The sequence below is a fragment of the Exiguobacterium sp. RIT341 genome (assembly GCF_000632205.1).
Lineage (GTDB): Bacteria > Bacillota > Bacilli > Exiguobacteriales > Exiguobacteriaceae > Exiguobacterium_A.
Genome location: NZ_JFYW01000001.1, coordinates 1,352,323 through 1,376,279 on the forward strand (window position 1 = coordinate 1,352,323; position 23,957 = coordinate 1,376,279).

Annotated in this window: 27 protein-coding genes; 11 read left to right on the top strand and 16 right to left on the bottom strand. The window is 46.8% G+C overall.

All coding sequences use genetic code 11. The features are described from left to right. Positions 1 to 21 precede the first annotated feature (21 nt). The gene (locus BW42_RS07090) at positions 22 to 681 is read left to right on the top strand and encodes a type 1 glutamine amidotransferase domain-containing protein (RefSeq protein WP_035408915.1); all 660 of its coding nucleotides are present in this window, start codon (positions 22 to 24) and stop codon (positions 679 to 681) included. 66 nt (positions 682 to 747) lie between these two features. Here the strand turns inward: BW42_RS07090 and BW42_RS07095 are convergent, their stop codons facing one another. The 11 genes from BW42_RS07095 to BW42_RS07145 all read right to left on the bottom strand — a co-directional run bounded on the left by BW42_RS07095 (position 748) and on the right by BW42_RS07145 (position 10,212). Beyond that, positions 748 to 1,365: a DUF5320 domain-containing protein gene (locus BW42_RS07095; RefSeq protein ID WP_035408918.1), complete on the bottom strand. Its 618-nt coding sequence runs from the start codon at positions 1,363 to 1,365 to the stop codon at positions 748 to 750. Between the two features lie 79 nt (positions 1,366 to 1,444). After that, complete coding sequence (locus BW42_RS07100) at positions 1,445 to 1,981, bottom strand: PadR family transcriptional regulator (protein ID WP_035408921.1); 537 nt, start codon at positions 1,979 to 1,981, stop codon at positions 1,445 to 1,447. Between the two features lie 155 nt (positions 1,982 to 2,136). Then, positions 2,137 to 2,727: an NUDIX domain-containing protein gene (locus BW42_RS07105; protein WP_035408926.1), complete on the bottom strand. Its 591-nt coding sequence runs from the start codon at positions 2,725 to 2,727 to the stop codon at positions 2,137 to 2,139. Beyond that, on the bottom strand, positions 2,724 to 3,305 hold the full coding sequence (locus tag BW42_RS07110) for a CDP-alcohol phosphatidyltransferase family protein (protein WP_035408929.1): 582 nt from the start codon (positions 3,303 to 3,305) through the stop codon (positions 2,724 to 2,726). Before BW42_RS07110 ends, BW42_RS07105 begins: the two co-directional genes overlap by 4 nt. Before the next feature lies 1 nt (position 3,306). Beyond that, positions 3,307 to 4,194, bottom strand: a complete 888-nt coding sequence (locus tag BW42_RS07115) for an ABC transporter ATP-binding protein (RefSeq protein WP_035408932.1) — start codon at positions 4,192 to 4,194, stop codon at positions 3,307 to 3,309. Beyond that, positions 4,166 to 4,912, bottom strand: coding sequence for a hypothetical protein (locus BW42_RS07120; protein ID WP_035408934.1), 747 nt, complete (start codon positions 4,910 to 4,912; stop codon positions 4,166 to 4,168). The genes BW42_RS07115 and BW42_RS07120 overlap by 29 nt, the downstream gene beginning before the upstream one ends. Next, the gene (locus BW42_RS07125; RefSeq protein WP_035408937.1) at positions 4,909 to 5,667 is read right to left on the bottom strand and encodes an ABC transporter permease; all 759 of its coding nucleotides are present in this window, start codon (positions 5,665 to 5,667) and stop codon (positions 4,909 to 4,911) included. Before BW42_RS07125 ends, BW42_RS07120 begins: the two co-directional genes overlap by 4 nt. Beyond that, positions 5,654 to 6,850, bottom strand: coding sequence for an ABC transporter substrate-binding protein (locus BW42_RS07130; RefSeq protein WP_035408940.1), 1,197 nt, complete (start codon positions 6,848 to 6,850; stop codon positions 5,654 to 5,656). Before BW42_RS07130 ends, BW42_RS07125 begins: the two co-directional genes overlap by 14 nt. 19 nt (positions 6,851 to 6,869) lie before the next feature. Then, a complete protein-coding gene (locus tag BW42_RS07135; RefSeq protein ID WP_035408943.1) occupies positions 6,870 to 7,628 on the bottom strand; it encodes an SDR family oxidoreductase in 759 nt (252 codons plus the stop codon). Next, positions 7,628 to 8,599, bottom strand: a complete 972-nt coding sequence (locus tag BW42_RS07140) for an MBL fold metallo-hydrolase (protein ID WP_035408946.1) — start codon at positions 8,597 to 8,599, stop codon at positions 7,628 to 7,630. The genes BW42_RS07135 and BW42_RS07140 overlap by 1 nt, the downstream gene beginning before the upstream one ends. A gap of 173 nt (positions 8,600 to 8,772) precedes the next feature. Beyond that, positions 8,773 to 10,212 carry an NADP-dependent glyceraldehyde-3-phosphate dehydrogenase gene (locus tag BW42_RS07145; protein WP_035408951.1) on the bottom strand — a complete coding sequence of 480 codons (1,440 nt, stop codon included), beginning with the start codon at positions 10,210 to 10,212 and terminating at the stop codon, positions 8,773 to 8,775. Positions 10,213 to 10,430: 218 nt separating this feature from the next. On the opposite strand from BW42_RS07145, the gene BW42_RS07150 reads away from it, so the two are divergent. Next, entirely contained in the window at positions 10,431 to 11,309 is an 879-nt protein-coding gene (locus BW42_RS07150) for a chemotaxis protein CheV (protein ID WP_035408954.1), read from the top strand. A 53-nt stretch (positions 11,310 to 11,362) separates the two neighbouring features. On the opposite strand, the gene BW42_RS07155 is transcribed toward BW42_RS07150, so the two are convergent. Next, positions 11,363 to 11,731, bottom strand: coding sequence for an Hpt domain-containing protein (locus BW42_RS07155; protein WP_035408957.1), 369 nt, complete (start codon positions 11,729 to 11,731; stop codon positions 11,363 to 11,365). Positions 11,732 to 11,853: 122 nt separating this feature from the next. On the opposite strand from BW42_RS07155, the gene BW42_RS07160 reads away from it, so the two are divergent. After that, entirely contained in the window at positions 11,854 to 12,789 is a 936-nt protein-coding gene (locus BW42_RS07160) for a magnesium transporter CorA family protein (RefSeq protein ID WP_023467658.1), read from the top strand. Positions 12,790 to 12,870: 81 nt separating this feature from the next. On the opposite strand, the gene BW42_RS07165 is transcribed toward BW42_RS07160, so the two are convergent. Continuing rightward, the gene (locus BW42_RS07165; RefSeq protein WP_035408959.1) at positions 12,871 to 13,974 is read right to left on the bottom strand and encodes a PP2C family protein-serine/threonine phosphatase; all 1,104 of its coding nucleotides are present in this window, start codon (positions 13,972 to 13,974) and stop codon (positions 12,871 to 12,873) included. A gap of 126 nt (positions 13,975 to 14,100) precedes the next feature. On the opposite strand from BW42_RS07165, the gene ytzI reads away from it, so the two are divergent. Next, entirely contained in the window at positions 14,101 to 14,274 is a 174-nt protein-coding gene (ytzI, locus tag BW42_RS16300) for a YtzI protein (protein ID WP_155960165.1), read from the top strand. Positions 14,275 to 14,408: 134 nt separating this feature from the next. After that, complete coding sequence (locus tag BW42_RS07170) at positions 14,409 to 14,960, top strand: hypothetical protein (RefSeq protein WP_035408962.1); 552 nt, start codon at positions 14,409 to 14,411, stop codon at positions 14,958 to 14,960. 53 nt (positions 14,961 to 15,013) lie between these two features. Here the strand turns inward: BW42_RS07170 and BW42_RS07175 are convergent, their stop codons facing one another. Together BW42_RS07175 and BW42_RS07180 are read right to left on the bottom strand one after the other, a co-directional pair. After that, positions 15,014 to 15,598: a YdcF family protein gene (locus BW42_RS07175; protein ID WP_155960166.1), complete on the bottom strand. Its 585-nt coding sequence runs from the start codon at positions 15,596 to 15,598 to the stop codon at positions 15,014 to 15,016. Positions 15,599 to 15,747: 149 nt separating this feature from the next. Continuing rightward, a complete protein-coding gene (locus BW42_RS07180; protein ID WP_035408967.1) occupies positions 15,748 to 16,572 on the bottom strand; it encodes an endonuclease I family protein in 825 nt (274 codons plus the stop codon). 355 nt (positions 16,573 to 16,927) lie between these two features. Here BW42_RS07180 and amyS point away from each other — a divergent pair, with 355 nt between their 5' ends. Next, a complete protein-coding gene (gene amyS, locus BW42_RS07185) occupies positions 16,928 to 18,451 on the top strand; it encodes an alpha-amylase (protein WP_369792031.1) in 1,524 nt (507 codons plus the stop codon). A gap of 46 nt (positions 18,452 to 18,497) precedes the next feature. On the opposite strand, the gene BW42_RS07190 is transcribed toward amyS, so the two are convergent. Next, positions 18,498 to 19,112 carry an NAD(P)-dependent oxidoreductase gene (locus BW42_RS07190; protein WP_035408973.1) on the bottom strand — a complete coding sequence of 205 codons (615 nt, stop codon included), beginning with the start codon at positions 19,110 to 19,112 and terminating at the stop codon, positions 18,498 to 18,500. A gap of 181 nt (positions 19,113 to 19,293) precedes the next feature. Here BW42_RS07190 and BW42_RS07195 point away from each other — a divergent pair, with 181 nt between their 5' ends. From BW42_RS07195 to BW42_RS07215, 5 genes are read left to right on the top strand one after another with little or no spacing between them, the layout of a single operon-like run. After that, positions 19,294 to 19,983 carry a hypothetical protein gene (locus tag BW42_RS07195; RefSeq protein WP_035408976.1) on the top strand — a complete coding sequence of 230 codons (690 nt, stop codon included), beginning with the start codon at positions 19,294 to 19,296 and terminating at the stop codon, positions 19,981 to 19,983. A gap of 17 nt (positions 19,984 to 20,000) precedes the next feature. Next, a complete protein-coding gene (locus BW42_RS07200) occupies positions 20,001 to 20,924 on the top strand; it encodes a MoxR family ATPase (protein ID WP_035408977.1) in 924 nt (307 codons plus the stop codon). Between the two features lie 6 nt (positions 20,925 to 20,930). Continuing rightward, entirely contained in the window at positions 20,931 to 21,998 is a 1,068-nt protein-coding gene (locus BW42_RS07205; protein WP_035408980.1) for a DUF58 domain-containing protein, read from the top strand. 29 nt (positions 21,999 to 22,027) lie between these two features. Then, positions 22,028 to 22,888, top strand: coding sequence for an ABC transporter permease subunit (locus BW42_RS07210; RefSeq protein WP_035408984.1), 861 nt, complete (start codon positions 22,028 to 22,030; stop codon positions 22,886 to 22,888). Beyond that, a complete protein-coding gene (locus tag BW42_RS07215) occupies positions 22,888 to 23,916 on the top strand; it encodes an ABC transporter permease subunit (protein ID WP_035408986.1) in 1,029 nt (342 codons plus the stop codon). The genes BW42_RS07210 and BW42_RS07215 overlap by 1 nt, the downstream gene beginning before the upstream one ends. The last annotated feature ends 41 nt before the right edge of the window (positions 23,917 to 23,957 follow it).

Sequence of the window (23,957 nt, forward strand, 5' to 3'; positions counted from 1 at the left end):
ATACAGAGGAGGAGTTTTATTATGGCACGTATTTTAATCGTATCAACAAGTGCAGATGACATGAATGGTCACAAAACAGGATTATGGTTCGAGGAGTTCGCAGCACCCTACAACCTGTTCAAAGATGCAGGACATGACGTGACGGTCACGTCCATCAAAGGCGGAGATGTTCCAATTGATAAAGCATCGATCGTCAAAGAAATCTTACCGAAATTCCAAGATGCTCGCCGTGCGTTGCACGATACGAAAGCACTTTCTGAAGTAGATCCAGCATCATTTGACGCTGTCTACTTCCCAGGTGGTCACGGTGCGGTCGTCGACTTCCCGAATAACCCACAAGTGGCGAGTGCTATCGAAGCTGTCATCAAAAAAGACGGCGTCGTCGCATCGGTCTGTCATGGTCCTGCTGCCTTCGCGCACGTCATGATCGATGGCAAACCCTTCGTATCAGGTCGTCAAATCAACGGCTTTACAGATGAAGAGGAAAAATCAACAGGTCTCGAAGATAAAGTACCATTCTTGCTCGAGACGACACTTCGCGGTGAAGGGGCTACTTTCCTGACATCGGATGCTGGTAAAGAGTTCGCTGTCATCGATGGCAATGTCGTTACAGGACAAAATCCGGCTTCAAGTGAAGCAGTCGCAAAACTAGTCCTTGCGAAACTGGCTACACAGGCTTAATCGAGTAGTCTCTATACAAAATGGAGCAGGCGACATCATGTCGTCTGCTCCATTTTTTGACGTAAATTATAAGCGGTGAAGCGAATCCAATCGTTCGAGATCGGCTTCTGTCTCACGCTTTTTTCGTTCAAGTCGCTTTAACTCGTTCTCGAGTTGTTGCTGTTGGGCTCGCAGCATTGATCGTTCTTCCTCTGTAAAGGAACGAGCTACTTCTTTTTCTTTGAAATACCACCACTTTTTAATTTTCTCAGGTGGTGGTCCGATCTCAATCTGTTGCTCATGCTGTTTGACCTCATCCATTTGTTCAGCATGGGCCAATTGAAGCTGTTCTAATTCTGTCTCATAAGCTGTTTGTCTAGCTTCAAGAATCGGTGTCAGGTACGCAAGGATATGCGCCGTCAAGTCTCGCTCGACGACCCGTCGTAATACATCTCGACGAAGTGAGGCTTCCGAATTGCCCGAAGCATTCTTCCAGACGGTTGGATCCGCCTGTTCTAGAATCTCCTCTTCTTCCGCTTCTCCGAGCCAGCGTAATTTGAGTAATAATGGCTCGAGGAGTGCCTCCTCTACATACGCCGTAAATTGCGAATACGACGTCGCTTCTCGCGTCAACGGTTCTTCATGTAGGTGAAATAACGCTTCTGCCTCTTCTTCGATCCAGTCTTCGTAATCATTAAAGTACATGGTTTAACTCCTTACTTCATCTCATCAAAAACAAGACTGGCTCGAATCCGCCATCTACATGACAGTCGAGCCAGTTTTGTTAGACGTTCGCTCCGTTTTTTTTGATTTCCGCGATCGCCCAATCACACCAGTCCAAGTAATTCAACATCATACGCAAGCCGTATTCACTCGTCAAGGTCTCACCTAGTGTCGCACCGTTCTCGAGATGGTCGTGACGCCAACTTTGCATCATCTCGACGGCAAATTGATGGTGTCGCTTCGATTCTTCTAGATAAGCGACAGCTTCCTCTGGTGGGAGAAGATGCAAGAGCGAGACACGCATCAAGTTCTCATCCTTCATCTTCGGTTTGAATTCATTTGGTGTCCGTAACCATTCGACGAGCTCCGTCCGCCCTTTATCGGTAATCGAATAGACTTTCTTATCCGGCAGATCTTCTTGAACGATATGAACGCTCGTCACGAGTTCTGCCTCTTCCATTTTCAACAACTCTCGGTATATTTGTGTATGATGTGCGGTCCAGAAGTGGATCATCTGTTTTTTAAAAGTCGCGCTCAAATCATAACCGGTCGCTTCCCCTTGGGTCAGCAGCCCGAGTAGTGCAAATCGTAATGCCACTGGCTGCACCTTCTTTCCTTCTTTTGTATATATACTTAATTATCTCAAATATACCTGAATTTCGCTACTCTCGTGTCGAACAAATGTACGAATGAAAACGACCTACGTCGACATCACATTCGATCGTAGGTCGTTCTGTGTCATGATTCTCAAGATTAGCTTAGGTTACGTAATCTTTCGATTCCCTGTTGGACATGTTTCCAGTAAGAAGAAGGATGCGGAACGAATTGATGACGATCGAACCATTCTCCTGTTTTATCCTGAATACGCTCAATCGTCACGTCAGCGATGCGATCCAACTGCTCAATCGAAAAAGCGATTAATCGTTTCACTTCGGTTTCCTGGAGCATATACGATTCTAACGCTTGATCACTTTGTGCGAGAAACACATGGCATCGTTCACAATCCCAAAGTGTCGCATCCCGAAACTCCTCCTCCTGAACTCCAAGAGGTATTAGTTGATCAAAGGTATAAGCTAAACCAATCTCTTCTTCGAGTTCCCGGACACCATCTTCAACCGTCTCATTTGCAAGCAGATGACCGGCTGCCGTGATATCGAGCATTCCCGGAAAGTCCTTCTTTTGTTCAGAACGTTGCTGGAGCAACACGACGTCCCGCGTTGGATCATAGACGAAACAATGAAACGTTTCATGCCATAGACCTTTTGCGTGGACTTCTGATCGCGGACGCGGTCCGAGCGGATTCCCAGCTCGGTCCACCGTCATGATCATCTCTTGTTCACTCATCGTAACACCTTCGATGCTTGATGGAATCGTTCTCCAACCGTATAGAGTTCAGCGATCAAGAAGACACTTGCGATCCAGATGATAGCACTTGGAAACAGAATCATCGCCGTCAAGAATAGAAATCCTTCCGTTCGTTCGATGAGTCCTGGTTGATATTGAAACGACTTGTAACCGTAGTTCTCACTAACTGCTCCGATCGCAAGGAACATCGTCATCCCAATGACGAATGATGCGACAAGTAACAGAATCACAACCTGCGTTTCCGGAAACCGGAGTGCGAGACCAATTAACACTGACAGTTCGACAATTCGGTCGAGAACAAGATCAAGGATCGTACCAATTGGTGTTGTCTTCTCTTTTCTTGCCATCGTGCCATCAATAACGTCGAGCATACCCGAGATCCACAATAGGACAATTGCCGTTCCCATCATGTCGTTATAGACGAAAAAGCCTGTCGCACCACCGATGATGCCCGAAATGATCGTCACCTGCGTCGCTGATAATCCAATTTTCTTAAATAAGGTCGCCCCTTGATCAAACAGGGGTTGAACGATTTTACGCGCACGCGTATCTAACATGTCACCCCTCCTTTCTAACGATATACCCTTCTATCGAATGAATCGTCTCGTCTGAAGAAAGTACGAGCCGTTCGCCTGATGGCCGTTCCACTTCGTAGAACCGAACGCCATATTGAATGAGTTCTTTCGTAATCGTAACACGCTCATCCGTTTCCTTCGTCGGTCTTGAGACCAAGTTAACTGACGTCAACGGATACCAAGTCGCTTCGATGTAGATGCCTTCACCGAAAAACGGACTTGTCTGACTGAGCGTGATCGGTGTGCCGCGATCCACGATCCGTCCTTGTTCCAAAACATAAATGACATCTGCCATCGCCATTGCCTCTTCCCGGTCATGCGTGACAAGCAGTGTCGTGACGCCTTGTTCCTCGGTCAACTTTCGGATCAATGTCCGAAGTTCTCGTCGTCTCGGTACATCTAGACTCGAGAACGGTTCATCGAGCAACAAGAAGTCCGGCTGACTCGCCAGCGCACGAGCTAGACTCGCACGTTGCTGTTCACCACCTGAAAGTTCGTGGATGGCACTTCGTCCTCTCCCCTCGAGTCCAACGCGATATAACCAAGAATCAAGTTCGATCGGTGTTAACTGTTTCGCACCGAGGCGAATGTTTTGTTCAACGTTCAAATGCGGAAACAATAAAGAGCGTTGAAACATCATCGTTACACCTCGTTGATTCGGAGAGAGTGTCGTGACGTCTCGTTCCCCAAATCGAATCACTCCACTCGTCACACGTTCGAGACCCGCAATCAGGCGGAGAAGCGTCGTTTTCCCGCTACCACTCGGTCCGACTAAAGCCACGCATTGTCCAGACGCGATGCTTACATCGATATCAGACAACACTTGTTTGCTTCCAAATCGTTTATTGACTTGTTGTATCGTGACTTCCATTTAAACGCCTCCGTACGATTCGTATCCAGCTAGAAAAAATAACGGCTTGTAATACATAAAAAAGAATAGGTAATCCAATCAACCAAAGTGTCGCCAGACGAGCTACCTCCTGGGAATTACCAGAATACGCCGGGAACACTTCCAGTGCGATCATGCGGACGATTCCGCCTCCAATCAACGCAACAAGAGCATATTGACTGATCGTGATCACGGTGACGAGCAACGTCACGGACTGTAATGTCGATCGTAACATCGGTCCCGTCAAATAAAACCAACGTTTGAATCGATTTCCTTCGAGCAAGACCATCTGTTCGAGCATCCGCTCACCGAGCGTCTGAAATCCGTTCGTGTACAAACGGACTGTATATGGCAATGTCGGCAGAAGCAACACGAGCAGTACACCGAAAAAACGATCTGCCAGACCGAGCCGGATCCATGTCAAATAGAGACCGAACGACAACAATAAGACGGGAACGAATAGCGGCAAACTAATCAAGAACTCTGCTATACGAATGCGTGTCCCGGTTTGAAAAGCGATCGCTTTTCCTGCCATGTATCCGAAGAGATGATTTAACAATATAACGGCACAGACCATCGCAATGGTCGTACCAAGCGTTGCTTCAAGACGCGGATTCCAATTCCATTCTCCCGGAATTAAACCGATCAATGGAACGTTGAAAAGAAGAACAATACATACGATGACGCTAGTTTTTTTCATTCACTTCGCCCCCTACTGATCTTCGTTGCCAACGGGCGGGTTAAACCCGTCATGAGCACTAGTAAGAGGAAAAGTCCACCCGTCAAGACGACACTCATCGCAAAAGCGAGCGGTTGTTCCGATAAATCGCCTTGTGTATACAAATCGAATGCATAGACTCCAAGTAATTTCGGATAGGTCACGCCGAGCAGTGCTGGAATCTCATATGCGAACAGGATGAAGGCAAGTAAGATAAAGCCGGCTTCAAGCATGGGAACGAGCAGGAACACACCCCGTGCATGCCAGAATCGGCGCACTGGCGATAAATCGAGCATCATACCGAGTTCTTGGTAACGTGGATCGAGACGTCGTACAACCGGTAAGAGATAAAAAAAGACGAACGGAATTTCTTTATATAGATACGTCAAGATGACACTGATGTGGTTCCCTTCATGCGGTCCGATGACCGGCACATCACTGAGGTAGAGGATTGCGAGATACGCCGCTCCTAGATGAGGAATGAATAACGGAATCGCGAGCAACGCCGCTAGCCGTGTTCTGCTCAAGATTCGTGCGAGCATCACACCGATGATCAAGGCAATGCCCGTACTCACGATGGCAATGTAACTACTGACGGTTAGACTCTCTAAAAAGACGTCATCCGTCAGTAGCTCATGATAGTCGGCGGGTGACGTCATTGAAACACTGACCCACAGCCCGTATAAGACCATCCCTGCCATCAGAATTGCAGCAGGATATACGTTACCGCGCCACACGAGACGGCCATTCCTTACGGATCATCTCGAAGACCGATGGATCTAGTTCCGTCCGGACTTTCCCTTCAAAGACACTCGGCTTCGGTGTCGACGGTGCGGCCGGTACATCAGCGAACTGCTTTTGTTCTGCCTGATCAAGTGTCGACAAATCGAGACTCGTTCCATCGCCCCAGTAAGTCGCATCATATTTTTTCAATTGTGCCTCTGGTGACAACAGCGTATTGATCGTAACGAGTGCACCTCTCGGGTTCGGTGCATTGAATGGTACGGAAAGGAAATGGGTCGATGCGATTGAGCCATCCTTCAAAACAATCGGACGCGTTTGTTTCGGAAACGTTCCTGACTTCACTTCTTGTTCTGCCCGTCGTTCGTTGAAGCCCATCGTGAAGTCGACGTCTCCCTTCGCGTATAACTGATCGAGTTGCGCAAGCGTCTTCGGATACGTCTTCCCCTTTTTCCAGAGGTACGGTTTGATTTCGTTCAGGTAAGCCCATGTCTTCTTGAAGTCTGCTTTTGGGTCTTTTAGGGTCGCGTTCGATTCGACACCATACATGACGTGACGGACGAAGGCGTTTCCTGTAAAATCCGTCACTTCTGGATACGTGAAGCGTCCTGGATTTTCCTTGACCCAAGACTTCAACGCTTGTAAGTCCTTTGGTGGCGACTTTACATCAGCTGCGTCATAGTGCAACGTATATTGGACTTTTCCCCATGCGGCTTCGAGCCCGTCTGTTTTCGTACCGCTATCTGAACTTTGGGCGGCAGCATCAACGTATTTCATGTTTGGAAGAACTTTTGTAATTTCCCCATAAAGTAACTCATCTTTTTTAGCATTCAAGAAGTTATCGCCATTAATCCAGACGACATCGATGACGCCTTTTTCCTTACCTGCCTTTTTCTCAGCACGTAATTTTTGAATAATGTCTGCCGTCTCGATCGGAACGCGTTCGAGTGTAATATTATGTTCCTTCTTCAGACGGGGCGTCACATATTCATCGATATAGGCGTTGATTCCGTCATCGCCCCCCCACATGTACATCCGAACCGTTGATTTTTCTGCTTCTTTCTCAATCGTCTGATAAGCGGTTCCTAAAACGTTTTTCGGTTCCGGTGTCGCATCCGGTGTCCCGCACCCGGCAAGCAAGGTACCTAATGCAAGAAAGCTCATTACTTTTGTTTTCATTCGTTGTTCTCCTCCGTCATCACTTTTTGTCAAAACCTGATTTTCCTAACCATTCAATCAGCCGCGGCATGACGCCGTACCCTTTTGCGGAAAGCTCCATCCACCACGGCGCATTGACCTCTCGCTTTCGGCGACGCATCGCCCGAACGACGGTCAGTGCGAGTTGTTCTTTCGATAAGACGATCGAAGCCACGTTTTTTTCATATTTTCGGCTGATGTCAGCTCGAACAAAAAATTCCGTCGCAATCGGTCCTGGGTTGACCGTCATGACGTGGATGCCTTTTGGACGTAACTCCAGACGTAACGCATTCGAAAACTGCAACATAGCAGCTTTTGTCATGCAATAGATCGTCGACTTCGGTGTCGGCAACTTTCCTGCCTGACTCGCGACATTGACGATCATGCCGCCTTCTCGAAGTAACGGAAGGCACGCTTTCGTTAGACGAACAGGACTTAAGACATTGATTCGGTGCATCGATTCGATTGTTTCAATCGAGGTATCGTCTAGGAAGCTGAATTCCCCGAAACCTGCGTTATTAATCAAAATATCGATTCGTCCATAACGATTTGCGAGTGTTTTCGCAAGAATTTCGGGCGCCACTTCCAAATCGTAGACCAGGTAGTCTGCCTGGAGTTCAGATGCTAACGTTTGTAATCGATCCTCGCGTCGTGCGATTAAAATCAAGTTTGCCCCTTCTTTATGCAGAGTGCGCACCAGTGCTTCCCCGAGTCCACTTGAAGCACCGGTGATGACGATCGTCCGGTTGATGAGTTGCATTAAACTTCCTCCATTTTCGAATAGTAGAGGATACCAGATCGTTTCTCAACCGTAATCGCACCACGTGCGACGAGCGTATCAAGACGTGCCTTCATTTCACTCATGACGAGTGGGAATGATTTTTTCAATCGATTCCCATACGTCACTTGTGCTAATTCAAATAACGTATGCTCTTCTGAAAAATACTTTAACAGTTGATCGCCGCGTGCCTTGCGTTGCATCAATCGTTCTTCAACGAGTGCCGCGACATCGCGAATCGGATCACCATGACCGGTATACGCAATTCGGATCTGTTCTCCTTGTAGTTTTTCCAAGGAGTCGAGATACGCAAGAACGGGTCGTTTCACGAGCACGTCATCACCCGGTTGCGGTTGTTCAAGCAACGGGTTCGGTTCGACCCGGTCCAGCAAATGGTCCGCCGCGAACAATATACCATCGTCGCTTAAAATTCCGATTTGGTCACTCGCATGACCTGGCAGTTCGATGACGCGATATCGCCCAGAAGGTGTAATTGCGTCGCCTTCCTTTAATATGAAATCAAGCTGACCTTTTCCAAGCCATTTTAAGGCAGATTGATAGCTCGGTAACATCTCTTGAATCGCTGACGGAACACCAAATGAAGTCGCCAGTCGACGTAAGAACACGTCCCCATTGTTTAGGAACGTCTCGTCCTGTTCCAAATACGGGCGCAACCGCGCATGTCCATAGACAGGAATGCCTTTCTCTGAAAATCGATGTGCCATCCCAGCATGATCCGCATGGTGATGCGTCACGATGACACGATCTAAATCCTCAACCCGCAAATCGTGTCGCGCAAGCGTCTGTTGCATCATTTGCCACGCCTCGAGTGTATCGGGTCCACAATCAATGAGGATGTTTTCCCCTTCCGTTCGTAACACATAACAGTTCACGTCCCCTACAGGAAATGGTGTGGGAATCGGAATCGGGATGATTTCGTCTGATACAGTCATGCCTACACGCCTCTTTTCTCTCGTCCATTTTCTTTCATTATAGAGAGAATGAAGCTATAGCGCCAAACTTTGTGCGTCAACGGATGATATTTGTTGTCTAGCTTACGCTAGAGTATAAGAAATGGATGCACAAAAAACCGACCTTTCCGCAGATTGAAAGGTCGGTCAAAAACTTATTTTAAGTTGAGGACTGTTAATTTGTCGCGTGTCATCGAAGCTAAGCTACGTCCGACACCTTGAACGCCAAGACCCGATGATTTAACACCGATGAATGGGAAGTGGTCAGGACCACGTTCCGTACGTCCATTGATTTGAACAGAACCTGTTTCAAGCGCGTCCGCTACCGCAAACGCAGCATCGATGTTTTCCGTGAAGACACTTGCTTGAAGACCGTATTCTGATTCGTTCGAGTATGCGATCATTTCGTCGACTGAGTTAACACGAATAATTGGAAGAACTGGTCCGAACGGCTCTTCCCAAGCGACGCGCATGTCACGTGTCACATTGTCAAGAAGTGTTGGTTCGATCAAGTTCGCTGTACGTCCGCCACCTGTGACGAGCGTTGCGCCCTTGTCTGTTGCGTCCGTGATCAAGCCTTCGACGAAGTCCGCTGATTTCGTATCGATGAGTGGTACGACGACACTTTCTTGTTCAGGTGAACCGACTGTCAATTTTGCAATTCGAGTCTTAAGTTCTTCAATAAGCGCATCCGCTTGGTGATCGAGAACGAAGACACGTTTGATTGCTGTACAACGTTGACCTGAGTAAGAGAATGCACCACTGATGATGTGATCTGCTGCAAGGGACAGGTTCGCATCCTCAAGAACGAGTGCTGGGTCTTTTCCACCGAGTTCAAGGACAAGTGGAATCATTGCAGATTGACGTGATAAATGTTGTCCTGTTCCTGTACCACCTGTGAATGTGATCATGTTGATTCCCGGATGAGCTGTCAAGTAATCACCGATGACTGATCCACGACCTGTGACGATGTTTACGAGTCCAGCTGGAAGGCCTGCTGCGACGAGTGCCTCGACCATTAAGATACCGCTGATTGAACCTTGTGTTGCCGGTTTAAAGACGACGGCGTTCCCTGTCATGAGTGCAGGTGCGAGTTTCGCTGCTGCCAAGTTAACTGGGTAGTTGAACGGTGAGATGGCAAGCACGACACCGAGTGGCGCTTTTTTGATGACCGCAATTTTTTTCGCGCTACCGCCTGGGAACGAATCCCCTTGCATCATCTGACCGTCGAAACGGAGACCTTCTTCCGCAGTGTAGCGAATGATTTCAGCTGTCCGTTTGACTTCTTTGACGCCATCTGCACGTCCTTTACCGACTTCGCGCATGATGACTTCACCGATTTCGTCCGCACGTTTCTCGAGTTCCGTTGCCCAAGCGTGAAGCAGTTCAGCCCGTTTGTTCGCTGGTTGCTTTGCCCACTCTGCTTGTGCCGCTTTCGCTGAAGCGATGGCACGATCGACTTCTGGTTTTGTCATCGCTTGAACACGACCGACAAGATCCTCTTTATATGGTGAAGAGATTTCAATCGTCTCTTTTGATTCACTTTCATGCCATTTTCCATCTAGTAAAAACGTGTAGGTTGTTGCTGTAGTCATTCCACTCTACCTCCATTTATTTTTATCTCTCTCATTTCAGTGTGTGGCTGCATAGCTTATTGTAATCAATTGGTCTGACAAATGCCAAACTTTTTGCTTAACATATTATGAAAGCGATTACAACACTTTTTTTGTCGATTCAGAACTAGAATTTTTAACGTAGCATGCCGATAACTAGTCAGAAGTGAAGTGAAGGTAATGGAAAGGGGCACAACCATATGTACAATCAGCACGATATTTTATTAGAAGCCGGCACGAACGAACTCGAGATCGTCATCTTCCATTGTGGTCCGTATACGTTCGGTATCAACGTCATGAAGGTTCGGGAAATCATCGTTCCGCTCCCGATGACACCACTTCCGGGTACACCGGATGCTGTCAAAGGATTGATCGAACTCCGCGGCGAAGTCATGACGGTGATCGATTTGCCTACAGTCATCGGTGTTCCCCACGACGAAGCAACCGAGGATCGACTGATCATCTGTGAATTCAATGGGGAAAAGAGTGTCCTACGCGTTGATTCCGTGACGGAAATCCGCCGTATCTCATGGGAACAGATCGATACACCAAACGAACTCGCTCGTGGCATCGAAGGGTTAACGAATGGTGTCGTCAAAACGGGAGACAAGATGATCATCCTGCTCGACTATGAAAAAATTGCTCTTGAGCTCTCACGAAAGGATATCTTCGCCCGCGAAGAAGGACGTCGCGTCCAGTCCCGTGACCGGTCCGATAAAATCATCTGGATTGCCGAAGACTCGGAAATGCTCCGGACGTTGATCATCGAAACACTCGAGGAAGCCGGTTACCATGGTCTAAAATGGTTCATCAATGGTAAGGAAGCTTTTGATGCGTTTGAGAACGGAAGCAACTGTGACCTCCTGATCACCGATATCGAGATGCCGAAGATGGATGGACTACACTTGACGAAACGACTCCGTGAAGATGATCGTTATGCGGAATTGCCGATCATCGTCTTCTCCTCCTTGATTTCCGACGATTTACGCCATAAAGGCGAGTCCGTTGGTGTCAATGCACAAATCACGAAACCGGAAATCGGTCGATTGATCGAAACGGTTGATTCATACGTCTTATAAGAAAAAAGAAAAAAAGCCGACGAGATGTCGGCTTTTTTAATCTATTCGATTCCTCAACGCAGTACGTCAAGATTTTTTCCAGTAAACACATCGAGCCAGATGACCCGGAATTCAACCATGCTGTCTTCAATCCGATCGACGATTTCTTGCGTACCGGTCATGGAACCGGATTCTGCTTCTTTTTCAAGCAGTTCGAAATCATCGGCTAAATCATCAGCGGCAACGGAATAGGAAGCACCTTTTAGCAAGTGAGCGAGCTTTTCAGTTTGCTCAGCATCTTGTTTGGCGACGGCATCTTTTAGTTCAGGAAACTTTCGATCGAACTGTGCGATATACGTCTCTCCGATTTTTTGAAGGAACGCGTGATCCCCACCCGCGATCGATTGAAGTTCTTCGAGCTTCTTAGCATTAAAAAAAGGCATGTCTTCCCCTCCTCTGTTTTCATCTTATCACTAATCTTCGTAAAAAAAAATCGGAGAATCATTTACACGCCATCGTTTCTATTTCTATAATGAGACAGTGAAGAGCAGGAGGGATAGACAATATGTTGACGATTTATCGAAGCGATGTCACTGGGGCAGTCAACGAGATACAGGAGTTTACGAAAGGTTCCTGGATCCATCTTGTCAATCCGACCAAGGATGAAGCCGACCAAGTCATCGCTGCTACGAATATTCCAGAGGATTTCATTTATGACCCTTTGGACGTGGAAGAAAAACCACGTTTTGAAAAAGATGAAGAAGGTCTACTGATGATCGTCGACGTTCCCTACATCGAAGAAGAATCATCAGGACGCCGTTATAATACGATTCCGCTCGGTATCATCGTGACATCCCGTCATTTCATCACCGTTTGTTCGCAACAGCTCGATGTCCTGACGTTATTCTCGAGTGGTAAGTTGCGAGGATTCCGGACGAATTATCGATCGCGCTTCGTATTTCAGATTCTCTATAAAGTCAGTTCCTCGTATCTCCGTTTCCTACGCCAAATCGATCGACGGATGGATGAACTCGAGGAAGAATTACAACGTTCGATGCGAAATCAAGAAATCTTTCAACTCATGAACCTTCAGAAATCATTGGTCTATTTCATGACATCCTTGAAATCGAACGATGGTGTCCTCGACCGAATCATCAAGACACCGAGTCTTGAGAAACACGAAGACGATGAAGACTTACTCGAAGATGTCTTCGTCGAACACCGGCAAGCAATGGAAATGGCACAAATCTATAAAGACATCATCAGTTCGACGATGGATACATTTGGTTCTGTTATCTCGAACAATGTCAACTTCGTCATGAAGTTCCTCGCCTCGATTACGATCGTCATCTCGATTCCGACGATGATATCAGGGATGTTCGGAATGAACGTCCATGTCCCTTGGGAAGGAGAAGTCATCGGTTTTTGGATCGTCTTCGGCATGATGATCTTCTTCTCTGGTCTTGCCGCATTCATCTTATGGCGGAGAAGGTTCTTCTAGTTCAAGTAAGCGTAAGACTTGTATGACCCAAAAAAGACTCAGTGACGGTGTTTCTGTCGCTGAGTCTTCTTCATTTACATGTTAATTGATTTCGACTGTCACGAGACAAAGATCATCCGCTTCATCGCTCTGATCCGGTTGAATCAGCTGATGGATGTTCGGTCCTTGTTGTTCAATCAGATTTTGGATGGCGTGAATTCCTTCATCAATACCTTTACTGTACAATTCCATGAAACCATCCGTGTACAGATAGACACATCCTGGTGAGACGATGTCGATCGTCTTGCTCGAATACGTCGAGTCTTCGAACATACCAACAGGAAGTCCCGTATTCTCAAGCGGAATGATTTGATCGTTCATCCGCAACAAACCAGGTGGATGCCCCGCGTTCGCATAGCTGAGTTTCATTTCATCTAAGTCGATATAAAGGTAGACAGCCGTGAAATAGATTTCTGTCTCGTCTCCCGGAAACAGTCGACTCATCTGTTGATTCAATTCTTCAAGCACTTGAGCCGGATCACCAATCCGGTGCACGAGTTCAAACAAGATTGAACTCATCCCCATCGTAATCAATGCAGAGGAGACACCGTGTCCCATGACGTCAAATAAGATGATGCCGTATTTATTCTGAGAGATGCGATACCAGGCATACATGTCTCCCGCTAGTTTCTTAGACGGGATATAGGTCGCCATGATGCGGATCTCATCGTCTTCGATATTGGCACTAAGCACACTCTGTTGCAGTTTTTGCGCCAAATCAAAGTCTTCTTGTAGCACTTTTTCATATCGTTTTCGTGCATCGATTGCTTGCTTCAGACCGATCGCATTACGAACTCGTGCGAGCAATTCCGTTTTTCGAATCGGTTTCGTCGTGTAATCAGATGCCCCTGCATTCAATCCATCAACGATATCTTCTTCGTTTGATCGACCCGAGACGATCAGGATTGGTAGTTCATCAAGACCAAACCGTTTTCGGATCAAACGTGTTGCCTCGATTCCGCTGATTCCCGGCATCTCAACGTCGAGCAGGACGACATCTAATTGCTCAATGAACAATGGATCCTCCATCAATTCGATTGCTTCTTCTCCACTCATGGCTTTGACGACGTCATATCCTTCATTTTCTAACAATCGCTCTAAGAGCATTAAATTTGTTAATTCGTCATCTACGACCAAAATACTCATCCGTCGTCACCTCGTTCTATTTAACATGTTTATCTGAAATCAGTTTAGCACACAACCTACAATTTCGTTTAGACGGATGCTGCTTTTTCCGTCATACTAGAAAGTGAATGAAAGGAGGAGTGGACTATGTGGCTATATGTCGTCTCCATTCTCATCATCGTATTCGTCTTGGTCGCCTCGATCATTGTCATTTCAAAAGGATATGGCTATAAGGGCAACAAGGACGATATCGAAATCGATTATGATGAAATCAACCGAAAACTTCGTAATGAAAATGATGATGATTCATCCAACAAATGAACCTCTAAGACCATCATATCACGGTGGTCTTTTTAAATTCATTTCAAATACATGTTTTTTTTTAGATGTTTTTGATTTGCTCACAAGGGTATATCCATATCATGGTTAAATACTATCTCAAGGGAGTGTTTATTATGGAACCGAATCTTCAACATGATCCACACGCAACGCACGCAGAACATCCGAATCGTCAGTTTGATCAGGAGGAATCATCAGGTCGTCAAGTTAATCTTGTCACAGGGATGTTATTCGGTGCCCTTGTCGGCGGACTATTGACGCTACTTAGTTCTTCGTCCCGTCAAAACACGAAACAAAGCTTACGTGGTGCGAAGGATTCCGTCTCGACACTCGCGTCTTCCATCAAGGAAGATCCGTCGGGCAAAGCGTCGCAAGTTATCAATCAGGTAAAGAGTGCTTCAAGTATCATCCAAGAAGTGGCGTCTGACGTTCAAAACGTCTATGACAAAGTGAACACAGAACTTGAAACAGTGAAGTCTGATGCTTCGACTGTGAAAGATACAGTCAATGAGACAAAAGGTGACCTGAGTTCTATCAGCAATAAAGTCGTCGAAGCGAAAGATGTCGCACTTGGCAAAGAAGAACCACCTGCTGAGCACGATGCTTCTAATCAACAAGCAAATGATGCTCAATCTTCTGAGGAAAAAAATAAAGGTGAAGGCATCTAATCGTTTGGTGTACTTCTTCATTCTCCCCGATGTGTTCAACACGTCGGGGTTTTTTAACGTAGGAATTGAACAAGAATCGCGACGCGTTCACGCATCCCGAAACGAAGGACACCTGAAAGAGGTGTCTCTGCCGGAATCGCGTCCGTCAGTAACCCCAGTTGTTTCGCCTCTTTTCGAGCGCGGTACAGATGAAAATCTGACGTGACAATTGAGACACGTCGGACATTCTTTGGTAACAAGTCTTTTGAATACTGTAGATTTTCCGTCGTCGATGTCGAACTGGACTCAAGAATCAGTCGCTCCGCTTCAATGCCAGACGCCACCATTCCGCGTCGCATCGCTTCTGCTTCCGAGATATCCTCATCTGGTCCTTGTCCACCACTCAAGATGAAGCGGACATTCGGGTGTTGTTTCCCATATGCGGCTGCCGCCTGAATCCGATTATGTAAGATTTGCGACGGTTTCTCCCCTTTGACACCTGCGCCAAGAACGATGACATACGGCGACGACCCATCCGCAAGTGGTCGTTCTCCTCTGTTGACAAAAATCCCGACACTGTACCAGAAGGCGACACAAGCGACGAGTCCTCCACCAACCATCCATTTGATATTTCGTTTGTTGAACGTGCGTTTAATCATACCGTACGACCTTTCTGCTAAAAAATGGGTTACGGTATGCTGTACGAATGATGCTTGCAAAAAGTTTCAACCTGACGGGCTTTACCTCCAAAAAAATGCGATCTTCTCTGAATCGAGAACATCGCATTTTCCTATTGATTGACTCGTCATCAATTTCCCCAAATTGATGTCACGTATTCCGGATGATCAATGAATGGATTCCGGTTTTTTTGCCACTTCTCGAAGATGACGTCGTTACGACGCATTTCGAAGCTATCGACTGGATCAAGCTTATTCCATGCTTTCAGTGTCGATAATTTTCCATGTAATGGGTTCGTTCCATTGTTGATGTTTTCTGAGGCTTCGAGATCGATTTCTCCGCCACCTTCGTAACGAACTGCCATGTAGAAGATCATCCGCGCGATGTCACCTTTGACTCGGTTCGGTGGTTCCCACGAATCGCCATCACGGTAGCAATCGCATCCACTATATTTCGTACCGCCATTGTCGAAATCAAGATTCCCACGTGCGCTGTTGACGACGACATCTTCCGGACGCAAATGATGCAAGTCTGTTCCCGGTCCGTTCGTCGTACCAAAGTCACCGTGCGACTTTGCCCAGACGTGTTCCCGGTTCCATTGACCGACATTTCCACCATTGCTACTTTTCGCAATCGATTTCCCCGTGTATAACTCGATAACGTTGTTCGCATTGTTTGGATCTTGATCCGTTTCTTTCAGTGCTGTCCATACTGTGTCGTATGACACTTGTGTATGGTTGTCGATGATATCATGCAGCGATGCCTTCAACGCTGCCCCTGTCTTTCCTGCTGCCGGTAGATAGTACGCATCGATCGTCGATTGAGGTGTAACCATCTGCGGACCTGCCGCTACTTGTTTTGGATCGACTGTTTTTGCAGTGACCGGTGTAAAGACGATTGACCCGAGCGCAAGTGTTGCGGCAAGTGCACCTGTGACCTTTGACTTCCAGTTCATGCGTGTTCCCCCTCGATTGGTATGTATGAAAACGGATGTTACACGCTCATTTTCACATCGAATCCATTCATGGTGGAAGATGGACGATAGACCTGCTTTTTTGAAGATGAGTCGTCGTTCAGATTCTTTATCGAAAGACAACGGTTAGATGGTCCTGATTTTTTTCGTCCAAGACATCAATTGCATCAAAATAATTCTTCGAAAGAAATATTCTAGGGTCAAAAGTCACGAACGAAAGACACTGACAAATAAGAATCCGGGACGATATTCCTTTCCTCTAAGGCTTCACTATAATGAATAATGCAAGCGTTTTCATAAATCATAAGGAGGTCTTTTCGTGAAACAAAAAGGATGGATTTTAGCAACCGTCGCTTCAGCTGCATTTTTAGCGCCACTTGCGCAACCGATTGCAGTCGGTGCAACAGCTGACAATGGTACGATGATGCAGTATTTCGAATGGTATGTGCCGAATGACGGTAACCACTGGAACCGTCTCGGGAGTGACGCAACAAAGCTTGATCAGCTCGGAATCACATCGGTCTGGATTCCCCCTGCTTACAAAGGTACCTCGCAAAATGATGTCGGATACGGCGCCTACGATCTATACGATTTAGGTGAGTTCAATCAAAAAGGAACGGTTCGTACGAAATACGGCACAAAGGCGCAATTAAAAACGGCGATCGGACAATTGCATACCGCTGGAATCGATGTCTATGGTGATGTCGTCATGAACCATAAAGGTGGCGCCGATTTCACGGAAGCCGTCACGGCAGTCGAAGTCAATCCGGGTAACCGTAATCAGGAAGTCTCGGGCGATTATCAAATCCAGGCATGGACGGGCTTCAATTTTGCAGCACGAAATAACCTCTACTCGAACTTCAAGTGGAAATGGTACCACTTCGACGGCACGGACTGGGATCAATCGCGTTCAAAAAGCGCTATCTATAAGTTCCGCGGTACCGGTAAAGCATGGGATACGGATGTCTCAACTGAAAATGGTAACTACGATTACTTGATGTACGCGGATCTCGACTTCGATCATCCAGAAGTCCAGCAAGAAATGAAGAACTGGGGCAAATGGTACGTCAACGAACTTGGTCTTGATGGGTTCCGTCTCGATGCCGTCAAGCATATCAAACATGGTTACTTAGCGGACTGGCTCGCGAACGTTCGTCAGACGACGGGCAAACCATTGTTCACAGTCGCAGAGTATTGGCAGAACGATCTCGGCACGTTGCAAAACTACTTAAGCCGGACGAATTATCAACAATCCGTCTTTGATGCGCCGCTTCATTATAAGTTCGAACAGGCAAGTAAAGGCGGCGGGTATTACGACATGCGGACGATCTTTGATGGCACTCTCGTCAAGAGCAATCCAGTCCAAGCCGTCACACTCGTAGAGAACCATGATTCGCAGCCTGGACAATCGCTTGAATCAACGGTTCAGTCATGGTTCAAACCGCTTGCTTACGCGATGATCCTGACACGTGAACAAGGGTATCCGTCGGTCTTCTATGGTGACTACTATGGTACAAAAGGTACGTCGAATCGCGAAATTCCAGCACTCGCTTCGAAGATTGATCCGTTACTCAAAGCACGGAAGGACTTCGCGTTCGGGAAACAAAATGATTACCTCGATAACCAAGACATCATCGGTTGGACACGGGAAGGTGTCTCGGATCGGGCAAAATCCGGTCTTGCAACAATCCTCTCAGACGGCCCTGGCGGTAGCAAATGGATGTACGTCGGCCTTCAGAACAAAGGAGAAGTCTGGACGGATATCACTGGAAACAACACGGCATCGGTCACGATCAACCAAGATGGCTACGGTCAATTCTTCGTCAATGGTGGTTCGGTCTCCGTCTATCGTCAACAATAAGCATTCAAAAAGGTCTTTTCCGTATGACGGGAGAGACCTTTCTTCTTCATTCAGCGAGACCGACACTCGATTTGATATGATCTTCTGTCTCGATTGCTTGTAAGAGGAAATGCGCCACATCTGCGCGATTGATTTGTTTTGCATCTTCCGGAACACCTGTATCTGCTTGACGATAAAGCCCCGTCAACGGACCGTTCAGTAAACGGAGTGGTCGGGCCACCGTATAGTTCAAATCCGCTTGTTGCAAAAGCGCGATCGCTTGGCGGTGATCCTTCAGTGGATTTTTCAGAATCCGCTGAGCGAGCATCCCTTGTACACCCGGTAATTCATCATCAACACCGGCAGACGCGACATAACCAATCCGCTCTACTCCTTGTTTTTTCATCGCTGTCACGATTCGAACGAGACTTCGTTCTAAAAAACCACTATACGCAAGACTCTCTGTGCCGAGAGCTGTCAGGACAGCATCTTGTCCGGCAACAGCAGCTGTTACCGCTTCTTGATCGAGCACGTCGCCCTTTACGACTTGTAACCGTTCGTCATGTAGTGTCAGTTTTTCTGGACTGCGGACAAATGCTGTGACCTCATGCCCGTGATCAATCGCCTGTTTGACCAGTTCTTGTCCAGTTTGACCAGTCGCTCCAAAAATAATCAGTTTCATACGAAACATCCTTTCTCTTTCAAGATCCACTGATTCAATCATACCCTTACCACTTGAAAATGAATCGTCTCACCTTGTCTTTATTTTCAGAAAATTGTTTTTATTTGTTAAGCGTGTATGCTAAAATCTTCCTAAGTACATATGGATATTTTTTCCTTAAAAACAGGAAGGAGGATCGCTTGTGTTACGGCAACGCTTTATCATGTCGCTTGGTGTCATTCTAATTAGTCTGTTCTTGTTTCAAACTACCGCGACGTATATTTACACGCATTACATCATGCCGGATCCTTTTAAAAAGCCATTGATTGCAGAAACTGAAGCGAATGGCGAAATTAGTTTTAAAAACGGTCACTCACCTACTAACACAAAAGGCAAGATGCCTTTTGAACCAATCGATCCACGACCTGGTCCAAAAGAGCTCTGGAAATCCCTTAAAGCGGATGCCTCTGACTCCCCTTTTTCTTATCTACAATATGTCATTTTAATCAGCTTATTTAGTTTCATGGTCTGGAAACTCGTTCAGTCGCGTCGCGTGAAAAAACGGCGCAGGTCTACAGGAGACGTAACGGATGACGTTCCATTCGCTCAATCAATCTTTCATCCTGCTTCTTTAAGAAAATCATCTTATCTGTATGCATCGTATTCGTCTTCACGTGTCCGTGATCTCGTCATCCGTTTTGAGCAACACTTACCGCGCAGTCAGCAACGTCGTCCGAACGAAACGCTTGAAGACTGGTTACGTCGAATTGAGGTCCCTGTCGATTTTCAGTTGTATCGGAATATCCGCTACGGTGACATGTCGGAAACGATCGTCACGGACGATGAGATTCTACGCTTCGAACAACAACTAGCACGCTACTCAACCATTTGACCTTGGAGGGATTTCCTATGAAACTACAACAATTAAAAGATCAACTCAATTCCATCTATCTCGGTAAACCGGACGTCATCGATCTTTGTCTGACGGCACTCATCGCAGAAGGACATATTCTATTAGAAGATGTACCGGGAACAGGGAAAACGATGCTCGCCAAAGCGCTCGCTCAGAGCTTTGAAAGTGCCTTCTCGCGGATTCAGTTTACGGCGGATTTGCTTCCGTCCGATGTCATCGGTTCGGATTTCTTCAACTTAAAGACACAGGAGTTCGAGAATAAACGCGGTCCATTGTTCGCGAACGTCGTCTTGATTGATGAGATCAACCGTGCTGTTCCGCGGACACAATCCGCACTGCTTGAAGCGATGGAAGAACGTCAAGTCTCGATCGGTGGAACGACCTATCAGATGCCCGCCCCATTTTTCGTCATCGCGACACAAAACCCGATCGAGTCAGCAGGAACGTTCCCATTACCGGACGCCCAACTCGACCGGTTCATGGTCGCAATTGAAGTCGGTTATCCGGATTTCGAGAACGAACGGCGCTTATTATCTGAGATTCTGACGAACGTCCGTCGGTCAGCTGTCGGCATCGCGTCAGGCGGTGACTTGATTTCCTGGCAGGAAGAGGCACGCCGCGTCCATGCATCACAAGATGTGCTCGATTATCTATTACACATCGTCCAAGCGACACGGAATCATGACCTCGTTGAAGTTGGCGTTAGTCCACGAGGTGCGATTGCGTTGCTCCGTGCTTCCCAAAGCTATGCGTTCTTGAATCAACGTGATTTCATCATCCCGGAAGACATCAAACATCTTGCAAAACACGTTCTGTCCCACCGCTTGACGTTGACACTTGAAGGTGGAATCAAGACGACGAAAGCGGCTGTCTTGACGCATATTCTGGACGACGTGCCGGTTCCGGTCGAGATGGGGTGACGAATCATGCAGATTGAACGTTCCGTCCCATTTTGGCTTGAACGCCGACTCTTTCCACTGTACGTCGCGATGACGTTCATCTTCCTCTTCATTCCACGTCTGTCGATCCTCGGTTTTCTGTTCGCCGCCTTGGCGACGATTCATTTCGTCGTCGGTCGAACAGAAAAACAGCTCCGACGGGACGTGGCAATCGAATGGAAGCATTATGAAGCGTTGATGTTCAACCAAGAACAGACATCGCTCCATCTACAAGTCTTCGGTGTCGAATCTTTAAGTCAGCTCGGACTCGAAGCGACGCTTCGTTTGCATACGGATGGTGGGGTCATCTTCCCGGAGATGGACCCGCTGCATCCGGCGACGTTTCATGCGGTGATTGACTCTGAAGACGCGGTAACGATACCGATTCAGACGGTTCGCCGCGGACCGGCGGAGTTCGATGAAATCATCTTGACGATTCGTTTGCCTTGGAAGATGGGCGTCTATCTCTTTACGTTCGATACATATCCGTCGTTTACAGTCTTACCGTCCTTGACGGCGCAAGCGACGCCGCTTCTTTTACAGCGTTTACGGATCGGTGATCGACCGGACCGTTACTCACCGCTCAAGAACAAACTGGTTCAACTCGGTGCAAAACCCTATACGGCGGAACCGTCAAAAGAGATCGATTGGTATGCGACGGCGAAGACCGGTCGCTTGCAGGCAAAAGTATTCGAAACGAGCAATCAAGATACGTTTACGATTGCCTTGAACTTATCTGCCCCGAGCGGTTACGGACTCCACCAACAATTTGAGACGTTCATCGAACAAGCGGCATTCCTGATCAGTGAATTAATCAAGGAGGGCTGTAAGATTGAACTGTTCTTGAATCGACTCGACGGAGCAAACCGGATGACACATCTCTCGTTACAAGAAGGACAACCGCAATTAAAACATGTCCTGATGACCCTTTCGACGGTCTCGACGCGTGATTCGTTCATCGCGACACAACAGTTCGAACGCTACGTGCTTCGCCGTAAGCATATGAATAGTCAGTTGATTCAAATTGGGAATGACCGGATCCTCGCCATCGGTTGAGGACCCTAAAGAAAGGAGTTTCTCACTTCATGGCTTTTATCGCCCGAAAATCGATGCAGCTCATCGTGGCTTTTTTTGTCTTGATTGCGATCAGCGCCCTTCCGGCGCTCGTCGCACAAATGAAATTCAATCCAGCAAGCTACATAGAAGGTCTGAAACAGCAATTCGCTCAACTAGCAAAGCTTGATGAGATCACTTATTTTAATGTGTCTGCTCAAAAAGAAGTCTTATTACTCCCTTCTTTACAGCCCTATATTCAAGAGACGTTGATCATCTTTACAATAGCAATGATCGTTTCCGCGATCAGTGCGATTCTTTACGCCTATCTGTTTTATCGAAGTGGTCAACGAACACGGACACTATTGAAACAGGCGACACGCACACTTGAGATGGTTCCAGACTTATTTTGGATCATTTTTTCGCAATTCCTCGTCATCTATTTATTCAAAATGACAGGATATAGCAAAATCGAGATTGCAGGAACATATGCTGACTCGATTCGTTTCTTACCGATTACCACCTTAACGCTGACAACATTATTTTTCTTTATCAAATGGCTGACGACACAAGTACTGGAACAAGAATCTGCACCGTTCCTTGAACTCGCAAGGGCAAAAGGTATTCAGCCAACCGCTCTTTTCTGGAAACATTTACTTCCGACGATGGTCTATCGGTTTTATTTATTTTTCAGAGCCAATATTATTACAATTCTATCAAGTTTGTTAATCATTGAGTACACTTTTCAGGTCCAAGGCCTGTTTCGTTTCGTTCTTCAATTTGGGCAAATGCCGATTTTAATGGTCGTCTTGTTCTTAATCTATTTACCAATCTTCATCATGGATTTACTTGCAGAATGGTTGATCCCGAACGCCTGGAAAGGAGGGATTTGATGCGTCGCACCCTAATGCGAGATCCTGTCTTCTGGCTATGTCTATTTTTGTTCACCGTTTTACTGATCCTAAGTTTCGGAAATACGATCTTACGTGATGGTCAAGTTGATCAAATCTCGAATCGTTACGCTGAAGATGGCACATTTCTTGCTACGTCTCCCTTAAAACCGTCAAGTGATCAATGGCTAGGTACGGACCGTTCCGGCAACGACCTCTTTCAATTGATGATTGAAGGGTTCAAGTGGACGGTCGGTATTTGTATCCTCGTTGCTCTTAGTCGGATGTTTCTTTCACTGGTCATCGCGATTCCGCTAGCTTTTCGAACTGCTCGTGTCAATCGATACTTGAAACTTATTCTTGATGGGTTTTTAGTTTTACCACTGTCTCTCGTTTCTTTACTGCTTTTATTTTCATCTCTTGTTTTCATAGATTCGACGGTGGTTCCATCATTATTCGATCGTGTCTCGTTTGAATTGATCATCCTGATTTTACTCGGTCTACCTTCGTTATCACTCTACCTGATTGCTGAGACTCGTCAGTTGCTTAGTCAAGAGTTCATGATAGTCGCCCAGACGCTTGGTGGTAGTCCATGGCATCGTTTCAGACGCCATATTTTGCCACACCTCATTCCGACGTTGATGATCGTCTTCATGCAACAATTCATCCAAACGCTAATGTTGCTGATCCATTTATCGCTCTTAGGTATTTTCTTCGCCGGAACAGTCAATTTATATGAGGGTGTCATGCCAACAATCTTTGAGTGGTCCTCGATGTTCGGCTATTACTACAACCAGTTTTCAGCGACGTCGTGGCTCAACCATATGTTCCTCGTTCCACTGATTGGACTAGCATTGATTGTCTTCTTCAGCAATCTATTCATGAGTCGACTCGAACGGGCTTTCCGATTCCGCCAGCAACTAAAACCAATCAAGCTATCGGCATCTCGTGCTCAAGACGAAGCTGCCGCGACATCGATGGTTGATCCCTTTACACTCGTTGCCCGGAACTCCCGTCACGGTTCTGATTGACAATCCATTTTTTTCCTCTTACACTAGAAAAAAACATGAAA